Origin of the sequence: Chryseobacterium sp. ZHDP1 (assembly GCF_018603435.1) — a bacterium.
Lineage (GTDB): Bacteria > Bacteroidota > Bacteroidia > Flavobacteriales > Weeksellaceae > Chryseobacterium > Chryseobacterium indicum.
Genome location: NZ_CP075682.1, coordinates 944,010 through 958,353, shown reverse-complemented (window position 1 = coordinate 958,353; position 14,344 = coordinate 944,010). Strand labels below are relative to the sequence as shown.

The window sequence follows — 14,344 nt, the reverse complement described above, 5'->3', positions numbered from 1 at the left end:
ATCATGATAAAAGCGGTCAATAAAAAAACAGCAGTAACCCTTAAAGCGGCTTTTGCGGCATTTGGAGTGTACTTTTGCATGTACGGTTTCCGGAAACCCTTTACAGTTGCCTCTTTCGAAGGACTTTCTTATTTCGGGATCGACTATAAAGTTTTGATAATCATTGCGCAGGTTATGGGATATTTTATCTCAAAGTTTCTTGGAATTAAGTTTATTTCAGAACTAAAGCCGGAAAATAGGATCTTCTATTTATTCATTTTTATTGTAGTGGCAGAACTTGCTTTGCTGGGTTTTGCCGTCATTCCTGCTCCATACAATATTCTTTGTATGTTCATTAACGGGATTCCGCTCGGGATGATCTGGGGAATCGTTTTTTCTTATATTGAAGGAAGGAAAACAACAGAAATCATCGGTTTGTTTTTGTGTTCGAGCTTTGTGGTTTCTTCAGGATTTACAAAATCCGCAGGAAAGTTTTTGATGGATACTTTCTCTGTTTCAGAATTCTGGATGCCTTTTTCGGCAGGATTATTATTCATTATTCCGTTGCTCATATTCGGACTGATGCTGGAAAAACTTCCGCAGCCTACGGAAGAAGACATTCTGTTAAAAAACAAAAGAGAGCCGCTTCATAAAGCAGAAAGAAAAAAAATCATTCAGCAGTTTCTGGTTCCGATGGTCTGCATTACATTGTTGTACGTAAGTCTTACAGTTTTAAGGGACTTCAGAGATAATTTCAACCGCGAGATATGGGATAATCTGCACATCAGATTCAGCAGCTCTGTCTTTACCTTAACGGAAATTCCGATTGCTGTTATGGTGCTTCTGATCTTAGGTTTTATGGTGAAGATCAAAAACAACAGAAAAGCTTTTGCCTGGTATCATTATCTTCTTTTTGGAGGGATTTTAACCGTAGGTTTTTCAACCTTTTTATTTGAAAGCACTGTTATATCGCCTTTTTTATGGATGGTTCTTTCAGGTTTCGGAATGTACCTCTGTTATATCCCGTTCAACGGAATTTATTTCGACAGAATGATTGCTGCTTTCAATATCAAAGGAAATGTAGGGTTTCTGATTTATCTCGTAGATTCTTTCGGGTATTTGGGAAGTGTTCTGATTCTGCTTTACAAAAATTTTGGCTCACCTCAGACTTCATGGCTGAATTTTTATATCCGCCTAAACTACATCATTGTAGCCATTGTGCTGATTTCTTCCTTCATCGCATTGGTTGCATTCAGAAGAAAATCAGGAAAAAATGAAATCAATAAAAAACCATACATCAGTTTTGATCCTTCGAAAAGTATATAAATTATAGTAAAAATGACAACAAAATTCGATTTAATCGTTGTAGGAGGAGGCATTTTAGGAACTTTTCATGCGTATCATGCGCTGAAAAAAGGACTTAAGGTAGCTTTAGTGGAGAAGAATTCTGTCCCTCAAGGAGCAACGGTAAGAAATTTCGGACAGGTCGTACCTTCCGGAATGGATCTCAAATGGCAGAACTTCGGAAGAGAAAGTTTAACCATGTATAACGAACTTCAGTTTCAGGCTGATTTAACGGTACGAAAAAACGGTTCGGTCTATATCGCATCCAATGACGAAGAGCTTCAGCTGATTAATGAGCTACATGAAATCAATAAAAATAATGAGTATGAATCTGTTCTCCTGTCAAAAAGTGAATGCATCAGTAAATTTGACGGACTCCGTTCAGATTACTGCAAGGGCGGATTGTTTTTCCCTCAGGAATTGTCGGTAGATTCTGCTGATATGATTGTAAAACTTCATCGGTTCCTACAGGAAAAACTGAAGCTGGAAATTTTCTACAACACGACCATTGTTGAAACCCATGAAAATAATGGAAAATGTATTGCCGTAACTTCTGATCGTTCAGAACTGAATTCTTCAAAAATCATTATTTGCGGCGGACATGAATTTAAAACCTTATATCCCGAAGTTTTTAACGAAAGTGATCTCGAAGTAAGCAAACTGCAGATGCTTCAGACAAAGCCACAGGGAATTTATGCGCTTCAGGGAAATATTCTCACCGGACTTTCCATCAGAAGGTATGAAGCCTTTGAAGAATGTCCGTCTTTCAAAAAAATCAAGTCACTGGAAGATCCGAATTCCTTTGAGAAAAAATACGGCGTTCATATTTTGTTCAAACAGGCTTTGGACGGTTCGGTTATTTTAGGAGATTCCCATGAATATGCAGATGCGAAAAATGCAGATGATTTAGGATTTGATCTGAATATGGAAATTGATGAATTCATGATTAATGAAGCAAAGAAAATCATAGATCTTCCGACTTACGAGATCCAGAGAAGATGGTTTGGAGTGTATTCCCAATGCAAAACAAAAGATATTTTCGAGTACAGTCCTTCTCCCAACATTCATATTGTAACAGGAATCGGAGGAAAGGGAATGACGGGAAGCGGAGGCTTTTCAAAATTTAATATAGATAAAATTTACGCATAAAATTAAATGAAGAACATAGAATTACTGGTTCTGGATATGGCTGGAACCACCATTGATGAAGATAATGTGGTATATAAAACGTTAATGAAATCCGTGAATGATTACGGATACAGCGTTTCTCTGGAAAAAGTTTTATTAAGCTGCGCCGGAATGGAAAAACTGGAAGCGATCAGCAGTCTGTTAAAAGAAATAGGCGGAAATGAAGAAGATGCGGCTGCCATTTTTGAAAGCTTTTCGGATCAGCTGAAAACAGCGTATCAGAATTTAGTGGTAAAACCGATTAACGGCGTTGAAAATTTCCTCATCAAGATGAGAACTCAGGATAAAAAGATTGTTTTAAATACAGGCTATACTTCCGAAATTGCCCTGCAACTTTTGGAAAAACTGGGCTGGAAAGAAAATGCGCACTTTGATGCTTTAATTACAGCCGATGACGTTTCGGAAAGCCGGCCAAGTCCGGAAATGATTCTTCTGGCTATGAAAAAATTCAATATTCATGAACCTGAAAAAGTTTTAAAAGCGGGCGATTCTGTCATCGATATCGAAGAAGGCAAAAATGCAGGCTGCGGAGTTACGGTAGCTGTTCTTTCCGGGGCGCAGAGCAAGGCTGAACTGGAAAAATCCAATCCCGATTATATTTTTAACACGATTTCTGAGGCTGAACGATTTTTTTACTAAAAGCTTGTTTTAACTGAATGGATATAACCATCGCAAAGGCGCAAAATATTCATCAAATACGGTTTTGTCTTAAGGCGCAAAGATTTTATCTACGATAAAATTAAGCATATTCCCTATTGAAAATCTTTGATTTTCTTGCGCCTTAAAGATTTGAGACGAATAAAAATCCTGCGTCTTTGCGTTTTACAACAAGAATATTTTATTTTAAAAAAAAGTTTAAACAAACTCTAATTCTTTCAAATTACGCTTATCCAAATTCAGCCTCTTTTTTACTTCTGAACATCGGTTTCGTGAAATCAGGAAATCAACTTTGTCAAAGTTTTAAACTTTGACAAAGTTCCCAACATCCCTTTTTAAAATTACTCAATCAACCTAAAGTTTGTAAAGTCTTAAAATTCAAAACCCACTTATTATTATGAAAGCAAAACTATTTTCAATGGCAGTCGTAATGAGCTGTTTTCTCGGAGCTCAGACGAAGAAAGTTCTTTTTATCGGGATCGACGGTTGTCGGGCGGATGTTATGATGTCTTCCGGTACACCGAACATTCATGCACTGGCAAATCAGTCAGTTTATTCTTTAGACGGACTCTGTGCCGCAATTACTTTGAGCGGAAACGGCTGGAGCACCATGCTTACAGGAGTCTGGCATACGAAACACAATGTGCAGGACAATAATTTTACCAGTCCGAACTATGCAAATTACCCTGACTTTTTAACGAGAACGGAAGCGTATAATCCCAATTTAAGAACCATTTCTCTGGCTCATTGGGCTCCGGTTAACAATACCATTGTTCAGAACGCCGATGTAAAGACTAATTTCACAACGGATCTTGCAGTGAAAAATGCGGCTGTAAATGCTTTGCAAAACGATAATCCGGATATTTTGTTTATTGATTTTGACGATGTGGATCACGCCGGACATTCTTATGGCTTTTCGTCTTCTGTACCGCAGTATGTTTCTTCCATACAAACCATCGATACGTACATCGGAGAAATTGTAAACACTATGAAAAGCCGATCAACGTACAGTAATGAAGACTGGCTGGTTGTTTTAACTACGGATCATGGTGCGGTAGATAACGGGCATGGAGGCGGAAATCTTTCGGAAAGGAATACTTTTACCATCTATTCTAATCTTAATTTTACTCCTCAGCAAATCAGCAGAACCATTTCAGAATCTCCTAAAACGTTCAATCAGCTCAATCTTCCGGCAGGAACGTATGCAAAACCTGCGAATCAGACTCCATTTAATTTTGGGGCAACTCAGGATTTTACAGTTGAATTCTGGGTGAAACCCAATGTTGCGTACACCAGTGATCCTGTAATGATCAGTAATAAAAACTGGGCAAACGGAAAAAACAAAGGCTTTGTGATCTCAGGATATTCCGGACAGACTTTTAAAATGAATATCGGCGACGGAATCAACAGGATTGATCTTGTGGGTGGGAAAATGGAACTCAATACATGGAAGCATATTGCCGTAAGTTTCGACAGAGACGGACTTGTAACGATGTATGAAGATGGTGTTCCCGTAACTTTTGCAAAAATGAATACCATTGGAAATATTGATTCGGGACTTCCGTTTACGATCAATCAGGACGGGACGAACACCTACAGTCCAACACTCGCAGCTTCCTACAGAGACATCAGAGTGTGGAAATCTGCGCTTCCGAATGAGGTCATCGTGAATTGGGCAAATCAGGATATTACAGCTTCGCATCCTTATTATTCTCAATTGGTTGCCAACTGGAAATGTGATGAGGTTTCGGGAAATACACTGGCGGATTCCGGTCCGAATGCAAACACTGTTACGATTACCGGATCTCCTGCCAGAAATCTGAACACGATTACTAATTTTAAAATTTATAATTATTTATCGACAACCCGGGAAACGGATCATTTGCCGACTGTATTGAACTGGCTGTGTATTCCCGTTCAGCCATCTTGGGGAATTGATGGGGTCAACAGAATTCCACTATGTGCTAACGGAAGCTTATCTGCTGAAGAAAAGGAGATTACAACGAATGATTTTATTATTTATCCCAATCCTTCGAATCAGGAGGTAAATATACAATTCAAATCAAAGGAAAAAGAAATGAAGATTGAAATTATTGATGCAAGAGGATCATTGGTTTTATCAAAAAATGTGAATTCTTACAACGATGATTACCATGAAAAACTAAATATTAATCATTTCCCGAGCGGAATTTATTACATAAAAATAACAGGGAAAGGAAAGTCACTTACGAAAACATTGATAAAGCAATAGAACAGAGATAATTTTTTAGAGAAGGCTTCCGTTTTTATACCGGAAGTTTTCTTTTGATCTGAAAATTTTATCTTCATATTTTAGAATAACTATAAATTAATGGCTTAAAATGATGTAATTCAGTGGTTTGTGGATGTGTGTAAATGTTTTGGTTAAAAATAAAAACTTCTCGGAACTATTTTTGTATCCATAGATTCATAATCACAAAAAATATCTATTATGAATACCAAAAGACTTTCCGATTCCATTGAAAAAGCATTAAGCGACCAGATGAACAAAGAAATTCACGCTTCACACACCTTTTTATCATACGGAATCTGGGCAGACGATAAAGGATATCAGGGAATGGCCAATTTCCTGTACAGACACGCTCAGGAAGAAAGAAATCACTCCATCAAATTCATGGAATATGTATTAAACAGAGGCGGAAAGCCAAAGGTAGATGCAATTCCTGCTCCTCCGGCAGATCCGGAATCGCTTACCGATTGTTTTGAAGGGGTTTTCAAACATGAAGTAGATAATACCACTGCCATTTATAAAATTGTAGATATGGCTCTTGAAGAAAAAGACTGGGCAACGTGGAACTTTATGCAGTGGTTTGTACAGGAGCAGATTGAAGAGGAAACACTGGCGCAGAATCTGATGGATAAATTAAAAATTGCAGGTGGAGACAGAGCTACGGATGAATCTTTATTTACCTTAGATAAAACTTTACAGGAAACTCCGGGAGACGTTCCATTGGCGCAGGAAGCGACGGGAGATAATCCTTAATAATCTTTTTTGAAATTAAATTATTGAAATCCGTCATAGTGGTGACGGATTTTTAGAATAGTTTTATTTCTATAGTAAATTTTTAACTTAATAATTCATTATGTAGAGAATATTATTATATTTGTCTGAATTACAAATAAAAATTACTATGAAAAATTTGAAAAAAATTTCAAGAGAACAGCTGAAGCAGGTAAAAGGAGCAGGACCCAATGTTCCAGCTTGTCCTGTAGGACATTTATGGAGATGTGAAGCCATTGGTGTTTGCGATGAGGTATTTGATCAGTGGGATTGTCTTTGCGGATGCTATCCTGTAGATCCTATTCATCCAACTCTTCCTTTCCCAAGATAATTGAAACATCTCTTTAACAAAATGTCCCCGAAGCTTAATGTTTCGGGGATAATTTATTTCTGGAAAGGAAAATAGCTTAGAATTTAATTAATAGAAGGGTGAAGGAATTATGCTTTAAAATCACTATCTTTGCACGCTGAAAGTTCAGATCGGAAATAACCTCCAATTTGAATATTAATCTTAACCATAGAATTTTACAATATGAAACCGAAAGGTTACATAGCATTATAAATAAAATAAAAATTTCGTTATGAAATGTGGAATCGTAGGCTTACCGAATGTAGGTAAATCAACTCTTTTTAACTGTCTGAGCAATGCAAAAGCACAGTCGGCAAACTATCCTTTCTGTACCATCGAACCGAATTTGGGGACTGTTTCAGTACCGGATCACAGATTGTTTGAGCTTGAAAAATTAGTAAAACCTGAAAGAGTTTTACCGGCAGTTGTAGAGATTGTAGACATCGCAGGACTTGTAAAAGGAGCAAGTAAAGGAGAAGGTTTGGGAAACCAGTTCCTTGCCAATATCCGCGAATGTGAGGCAATTATCCATGTTTTAAGATGTTTTGATAACGGTAATATTGTTCACGTAGAAGGCTCGGTAGATCCGTTAAGAGATAAAGAGATCATTGATATCGAACTTCAGCTGAAAGATCTGGAAACGGTAGGAAAAGCAGTTGAAAAAGCTAAAAAGTTCATCAAATCCGGTAAAAAAGAAGATGTTTTGGCTTATGAAACACTTCAGAATCTTCAGAAATTTTTAGAAGACGGTAAAAATGCGAGAGAATTTGCAACAGATGATTTTACGAAATCAATTATCGGAGATGTTCAATTATTAACCAATAAGCCGGTTCTTTACGTTTGTAATGTGGATGAAAATTCAATAAAGAATGGTAACGAATGGATTGGTAAAATTGAAGAAATGGCAAAAAATGAAGGTGCAGAAGTCGTTGTTTTAGCCGCTCAGATTGAAGCAGACATCAATGAACTTGAAACTTACGAAGAAAGAGAAATTTTCCTTGAAGAGCTTGGTCTTACGGAGCCGGGAGTAAATCGACTGATCAGAAAAGCCTATGATTTATTAAAACTTCAGACTTATTTTACAGCAGGAGTAAAAGAGGTAAGAGCGTGGACAATCGGAAAAGGGTGGACTGCTCCTCAAGCGGCGGGTGTAATTCATACCGACTTTGAAAAAGGGTTCATCCGTGCAGAAGTAATCAAGTATGATGATTACGTAAACTACGGTTCTGAAGTAAAAGTAAAAGAAGCCGGAAAACTTTCTGTAGAAGGGAAGGAATATATCGTAAAAGACGGTGATATCATGCACTTCAGATTCAACGTATAAGAATAAAGTATTAAAGTTAGTTATAAAGAAAAACGCTCCGGAGCATTGCTTCGAAGCGTTTTTATTTGTTTAATAAATTAATTTAGGCATAATACTGAAAAATAGTTGGTAGAATCCTATCAAAACCTCATTGTTAGGCTGCTTGGAGGAAGTTTTATGAAACGTGTTTCATAAAACTTTTTCTTTGTCTGAAAAATGGCAAAAAAACGTTGTTGGTCTTGTTCAAGCCTGGAGGTAATTCGTTGGGGAAAACAAGGGGGAAAGCAAAGATTTAAATGTAAAAATTGCGGGATTTTATTTACTCAAAACAGAACGGAGCAGAGAATTAAAAATCGTTTTATCTGGTTCAAAAAATGGGTATTGGAAAGGCAGACCTACAAAACGCTTTGCAGAGACAGCGGTTATTCGAAAGATACTTTGCAGAAAACATTTTATACCATTTTAGAGCAGTCTCCTACCTTAAAGATCATCAAACGGGAAAAGGTGAATTTAAGAATGGATGCAACTTATTTTGCTCAGTTCTGTTTAATTGCTTATCAGGATGATTTTGATGGATATACACAGCTTATCCGTTTTACCGATGGAGAACATTATGAAGAAATCAGGGAAGATTTAAACAATCTTTTACGGCTGGGCGTAAAGCTGGAAAGCATTACTACAGATGGACATAAAAGCGTTTTGAAAGCCATAAATAAATCTGATGGAGACATCATTACTCAGAGATGTCTGGTTCATATTCAGAGAATGTGCCTGATCTGGCTCACAAAGTTTCCTAAACACATTGCCGGTCAGGAACTTCGAAAACACGTTTTATTATTACTGAAAATTAAAACACAAAACGATAAAATCTGGTGGAAAAATGAACTCAACGACTGGTATTTGAGACATCAGGATTATATTAATGAAAAAACAATTAATCTTGAAACCGAAAGATACTGGTATACCCACAAGCTTATCAGACGATCGTATTTTACTATAAAACGGGCATTGCCCAATATGTTTCATTATCTGGAAAATCCCAATATTCCTAAAACAACCAATGGTATTGAGGGATATTTCAGCCATTTAAAAAATCATCTCGACCTGCACAGAGGTCTCACATTGAAAAACCGAATCAATTTCATCAAATGGTATATTTATTTTTCTAACGAAAAATAGAGTTTTTTTAGCCATAAGGTTCATCCGATAATAAACGAAAAGGTGAGGGAAACCTCACCTTAAAACTATCGTTTTGAACATTAATCCTATTGCTGAAAAGTTGATCTCCACCAGTGCTTTTGTCCTCTTCGGATTAACATCCATAATTTATTAAAATATATCCTGAATTTCACCAACTATTTTTCAGTACATTACCTTAATTTATAAATCAGGAATGAGCTGGCATTGTATCTCACCACAAAATGGACCATATTTTCTACATTCCCCTGTATTACGATCTATACACATTTCTTTTCCCCCTGTAATAGAACGCAGTTGTTTTTTGTTCAATTTCCTTCTGTTGCTTAAATTTTGATTTTTCATATTGAATATTTTTAATTTGACATCACTAATATATAAAATAATTCAATATAAATCACTTTTGTTTGATAAATTTATAAAATTATTGTTTGGGATTTCGGAAATAATATTCCGTACATTTGAATTTTACAAATTTCAGTTATGGAAAAGATGCAGCATACTTCCTACACTTCGCTGGATGACTTTTACAGAGAAATGACCGCAAAACTCGGAACGGATATCGAGACTATTTTTCCGAAAGGGCTTCATAAGGAAATCGGCCATTTTAATGTTTTTGATATTGCCCAAACTCTGGAAAGAGCAAAAACAACTTCTGAAATGCCTTACAACAGGAGGAAATATTACAAGATAAGCTTAATAAGAGGCAGAAACAGGGCGGAATATGCAGATAAAATTATTCAGATAAAAGGGAATGCACTTTTATTTGCGACTCCTAAAGTTCCGTATCACTGGATTCCCGAAGATCCTTTCCAGTCGGGGAGTTTCTGCGTTTTTACAGAAGATTTTTTTATTAAGGATAAATCGCATAATACTCTTGAAGATTTGCCGATCTTTCAGCCTGGAAATGTGCCTCTTTTTGAGATTGAGGATGATCTGGCTGACGAAATTGAACAGCTGTACGATAAGATGAAAAAAGAAATTAATTCTGATTATATTTTTAAGTATGATCTTATCAGGAATTATGTTCTGGAGCTTATTCATTACGGGCAGAAGCTGCAGCCGGCTTCAAAATTATCAACATCAAATGATGCTTCACTGCGTGTTGTTTCGCTGTTTATAGAACTGTTGGAAAGGCAGTTTCCCATAGAATCATCGGATCAGAGACTGCAGCTGAAAACGGCAAAAGATTATGCAGACCGATTGGCTGTTCACGTAAATTATTTGAATAAAAAACTGAAAGAAAGTACAGGAAAAACCACTACGGAAATTATTGCAGAAAGGGTTATTCAGGAAGCAAAAATTCTTCTGAAACAGACCAAGTGGAATGTTTCTGAGATTTCCTATGCTCTAGGATTTGAGGAAATTGCTCATTTTTCAAACTTTTTCAAAAAGAAAACATCTCTCGCTCCTTTGGAATTTCGATCATGATTTGAATTTTGCAAATTTAAGTTTGATTAAAGCAAACGCCTGAACCGTAAATTACCTGAACTTTGTCTCATTAAAATAAATCATTAAATAATGGAAACAAGAACAAAAATTGCTCTGATTACAGGTGGAAGCAGAGGATTAGGAAGAAATTCTGCTATTAAAATTGCCCAGAAAGGTCTTGATGTCATTTTAACTTACAGAACCAATAAGGAAGAAGCGGATAGAGTAGTAGAAGAAATTCAGTCTTTAGGACAGAAAGCAATTGCTTATCAACTGGATACAAAAGAGGTGAAAAGTTTTGATGCTTTTGTAAAAACGGTGGGAGATCACCTTGAAGAAAATACAGGCAGCCGAAATATCGATTATCTCATCAACAATGCAGGAACAGCTTTGTACTGCCCGATTCCGGAGGTTACCGAAGAGCAGTTGGACGATATGGTGGATATTCATTTCAAAGGAGTATTTTTCCTGACTCAGAAGTTTTTGCCTTTTATGAATGAAGGTGGTGGAATCATCAACGTTTCATCAGGATTGGCAAGGTTTGCATTACCCGGATCTTCCGTATATGGTTCTATGAAAGCAGCCATTGATATGCTTACGAAATATCAGGCAAAAGAATTGGGCGCAAGAAAAATTAAATCCAATGTTGTGGCTCCCGGTGCTATTGAAACAGATTTTGGCGGCGGAAGAACAAGGGATGATAAAAACATCAATACTATGGTTGCCAATAATACCGCTTTAGGAAGAGCAGGTGTTCCCGACGATATCGGCGGAATAGTGGCTTTCCTGTGTACCGAAGAGGCAAGATGGATCAACGGACAGAGAATTGAAGCTTCCGGAGGTATGTTTTTATAATCTTAAATAAAAACTGATGACAGAAATTATCAATGTCACCAGTTTTTTATTTCAACTTTTTTACTGCGAAAGATGCAAAAAGATGGAAACACTTTAGTTTTTAAAGTTTACTACTTAAATGGAAAATTTGTCTAAACTTTTTTACCGCAAAAGATGCAAAAGATTGTAACACTTTAGTAGTTTAAGTTTAATACTTAAATGGAAAAAAGAGCACATAAGTTTTAAAAAAATCAAAGATTTTTTCTCTTTGCAGACTTTTGAAATACTTTAAATAAATCCAATAAAGTCTTTTGCATCTTTTGTGGTTAAATTTTTTTTGAAATCTTTATAGTTTGCTAAATCAACGATCAACGAAATTACAGTTTAGACAAATTTTCCAAAGCTCTTTCTAAAGTTTCCTGCTTCTTGGCAAAACACAAACGGATAACATTTTCATTCAGTCTGTTTTTATAAAAAGAAGAGAAAGGAACACTTGCCACCTTATGATTAATCGTGAGTTCGTGAGCAAAATCAAGATCATTTTTGTCAGAAATCTTATCATATTTTAAAGCCTGAAAATAAGTTCCTTCACAATCCAGTAATTCAAAAGAAGTATTGGCTAAACCCTGTCTTAAAAAATCTCTTTTTTCCTGAAAGAACTGATTCAGCTGATTGTAATGATCCGGATTTTTCATATACTCCGCCAAAGCAAGCTGCATCGGTGTATTCACGGAGAAAACATTAAACTGATGGACTTTCCTGAATTCGTCAGTCAGATATTTCGGAGCTGCACAATAGCCTATTTTCCAGCCGGTAACATGAAACAGTTTTCCAAATGAAGCAACCAGAAGACTTCTGTTTTTCAGTTCGGGATATTTGCAGATGCTTAAATGCTGTTTTCCGTCAAAGACAATATTTTCATAAACTTCGTCACTTAAAATCAGGATAGAAGTTCCTTCCACAATTTTAATTAATTCTTGAATGTCATTTTCCTTTAAAATCTTTCCGGAAGGATTGTTCGGATTGTTCAGGATAATCATCTTTGTTTTTTCCGAGACTAAATTTTTCACAACATTCCAGTCGATTTCATAATCGGGAGCTTTCATTTCGAAACGCTTTACAATTCCTCCGAAAAGCTCTACCGTAGGTTCATAACAGTCGTAAGCCGGTTCAAAAATAATGACCTCATCTTCTTTCTTTACAAAAGTCGCAATTGCAGTGAAAATAGCCTGAGTTCCGCCTGCAGTAACGGTAATTTCAGAATCTGGATGATACACTGCCTGATGAGAATTTTCTATTTTTCCGGCAATTTCTTCCTTCAAACCAATCATTCCGCCCATCGGTGCATACTGATTAAAGCCTTTTTTAATGAAATGATCCACATGATCCAGCAATTCGGAATCCGGCATGAAATCGGGAAACCCCTGCGATAGATTGATGGCTTCATTTTCATTGGCAAGCTGCGTCATCTGGCTGAAAATCGTAGTTCCTACATTGGAAAGTTTGGATAAAGGAAGTTGTATCATTAAGGATTGTTTTTTCTTGTATCGAATTTAATTTATTTTTTACAATCAGGAGAGATTTATTGGCTTAAATTAACCACAAAACGCAAAAAGATATTTTATTGGAGCAGGAATTAAATACTTAAAATGTTTTTAAAGAAATCATTCAAAGAAAAACCACCCGATTTCGGATGGCTTTTTTGAAGATATGAATTGCGCTACCTCGTTATGAGCAGTTTCTGCGAAGTCGTTTTAGAAGTCGATTTTATCTCAACAATATAAGTTCCGGGCAGAAGCTGATCCGTATTAAGTCTTATGGATTGTTTCCCGCTGTTCAGCGCTTCAGATTTTTCGGCAGCTATTTTACCCAAAGAACTGATGATTCTTACAATAATCAATTCTCTTTTTTCAAGGTTCATATTTACGTCTACATAATCTTTTGCAGGATTTGGAGTAAGTTTTGGCGTGTCAGAAGAAAGAGTATTATCAATTGCCGTATTTGCATTTTTTTGCACCACTGCGGTACTGATATCAAATCCGCCATCCATTACTGTTACCAGCGTAAGCTTTTCATCATCATTTAAATTAACATTAATAGGAACCGATGAAGAAAAATTGCTGAAAGAAACGCCTTTTTCCTGTGCGGTAGCATATTCTTTAATCTGGTTGCTTATAAATCCGTTTTTAAAAATTCCGTCGTAAGTAAGTCCGTTTTTAGAAATATGTACGGTTGCGGTATACACTACATCGGGATAAGTTCCGTTTTGGACAGCCTGTTCATTGGCAAGCGCTTCATCATCCGAAATATTAATGTTTTCTTTAATGACAACTATTTTTACGTCAGAATAAAAATCTGCTGACGGAGTAACACTGATTCTTCCGTTCATTTTAGTAACAACAAGCTGATTATTATCGTTCACCGTAACATCGCCGGTAATTTCTCCGAAAGAAGTACCATTATCTACAAGTCTGGAGAACTTCTTTTCATCTAAAGCATAACTTCCTGTAAGTCCTGCAGAACCTCTGCCTGAGGAAGTCTGCGTAAGATAAATTCCGCTTGTAAGGTGTTCGGCTTTTGCATAGCTGTTATACGCATAGGGACCTGTGAAAGAAAGTGTACAAAGATTGTAAACCTGATCGTAAACCGTTCCGCTTTTGCTGCAGGTGGCTGTCTGAGGACGGGAACATCCTTTGCTTTCATTGGAGCAGGTTGAAGACCAATAACCTATATTTCCGTATCCTACAAATTGCCCGATACAATTATAGCCTGTTACATATTTTGTGTAAGAAAGTGCGGAAGTCTGAGCCTGAGCAACAAATTTTCTGTGAAAAAATCCGCCGCACCATTTTCTTGTAATCGTAGAAGCATGCGCAGAAACTTCTGAATAAGAAATCAGACTGATGAAAATGGCTAAAAGTAATCTTTGCGATTTTATGATTTGGAAGCTTCTCAGAAGCAGTCCTCCGGTTTTTAGATTTGTTTTCATGCTATATTATTTTGTGTGTTGGTTTTGACTGAA

General features: G+C 36.5%; 13 protein-coding genes. 10 read left to right on the top strand and 3 right to left on the bottom strand.

All coding sequences use genetic code 11. From position 1 onward, the window contains the following. Positions 1-3 precede the first annotated feature (3 nt). The 8 genes from KKI44_RS04360 (at position 4) to KKI44_RS04325 (ending at position 9,039) form a co-directional block, all read left to right on the top strand. Positions 4-1,305, top strand: coding sequence for a DUF5690 family protein (locus KKI44_RS04360; protein WP_214590003.1), 1,302 nt, complete (start codon positions 4-6; stop codon positions 1,303-1,305). Between the two features lie 12 nt (positions 1,306-1,317). Then, complete coding sequence (locus KKI44_RS04355; protein ID WP_214590002.1) at positions 1,318-2,472, top strand: TIGR03364 family FAD-dependent oxidoreductase; 1,155 nt, start codon at positions 1,318-1,320, stop codon at positions 2,470-2,472. A gap of 6 nt (positions 2,473-2,478) precedes the next feature. After that, a complete protein-coding gene (locus KKI44_RS04350; RefSeq protein ID WP_214590001.1) occupies positions 2,479-3,150 on the top strand; it encodes an HAD-IA family hydrolase in 672 nt (223 codons plus the stop codon). A 415-nt stretch (positions 3,151-3,565) separates the two neighbouring features. Then, positions 3,566-5,419, top strand: a complete 1,854-nt coding sequence (locus KKI44_RS04345; protein WP_214590000.1) for an alkaline phosphatase family protein — start codon at positions 3,566-3,568, stop codon at positions 5,417-5,419. A gap of 219 nt (positions 5,420-5,638) precedes the next feature. After that, a complete protein-coding gene (locus KKI44_RS04340) occupies positions 5,639-6,190 on the top strand; it encodes a ferritin (protein ID WP_214589999.1) in 552 nt (183 codons plus the stop codon). Between the two features lie 148 nt (positions 6,191-6,338). After that, entirely contained in the window at positions 6,339-6,539 is a 201-nt protein-coding gene (locus tag KKI44_RS04335) for a bacteriocin-like protein (protein WP_214589998.1), read from the top strand. A 250-nt stretch (positions 6,540-6,789) separates the two neighbouring features. Beyond that, on the top strand, positions 6,790-7,881 hold the full coding sequence (ychF, locus tag KKI44_RS04330; RefSeq protein WP_214589997.1) for a redox-regulated ATPase YchF: 1,092 nt from the start codon (positions 6,790-6,792) through the stop codon (positions 7,879-7,881). A gap of 195 nt (positions 7,882-8,076) precedes the next feature. Beyond that, on the top strand, positions 8,077-9,039 hold the full coding sequence (locus KKI44_RS04325; protein ID WP_250902065.1) for a transposase: 963 nt from the start codon (positions 8,077-8,079) through the stop codon (positions 9,037-9,039). A gap of 201 nt (positions 9,040-9,240) precedes the next feature. Here the strand turns inward: KKI44_RS04325 and KKI44_RS04320 are convergent, their stop codons facing one another. Beyond that, the gene (locus KKI44_RS04320) at positions 9,241-9,402 is read right to left on the bottom strand and encodes a hypothetical protein (protein WP_214589996.1); all 162 of its coding nucleotides are present in this window, start codon (positions 9,400-9,402) and stop codon (positions 9,241-9,243) included. Between the two features lie 147 nt (positions 9,403-9,549). On the opposite strand from KKI44_RS04320, the gene KKI44_RS04315 reads away from it, so the two are divergent. Further along, entirely contained in the window at positions 9,550-10,488 is a 939-nt protein-coding gene (locus tag KKI44_RS04315) for a helix-turn-helix domain-containing protein (RefSeq protein ID WP_410492773.1), read from the top strand. 90 nt (positions 10,489-10,578) lie between these two features. Continuing rightward, complete coding sequence (locus tag KKI44_RS04310) at positions 10,579-11,343, top strand: SDR family NAD(P)-dependent oxidoreductase (protein ID WP_214589994.1); 765 nt, start codon at positions 10,579-10,581, stop codon at positions 11,341-11,343. 356 nt (positions 11,344-11,699) lie between these two features. Here KKI44_RS04310 and KKI44_RS04305 read toward each other — a convergent pair whose 3' ends face one another. Both KKI44_RS04305 and KKI44_RS04300 read right to left on the bottom strand, forming a co-directional pair. After that, positions 11,700-12,848 (bottom strand): methionine aminotransferase, encoded by a 1,149-nt coding sequence (locus tag KKI44_RS04305; RefSeq protein ID WP_214589993.1) that lies wholly within the window; start codon positions 12,846-12,848, stop codon positions 11,700-11,702. 194 nt (positions 12,849-13,042) lie between these two features. Then, positions 13,043-14,311, bottom strand: coding sequence for a T9SS type A sorting domain-containing protein (locus tag KKI44_RS04300; protein ID WP_214589992.1), 1,269 nt, complete (start codon positions 14,309-14,311; stop codon positions 13,043-13,045). Between the last annotated feature and the right edge of the window lie 33 nt (positions 14,312-14,344).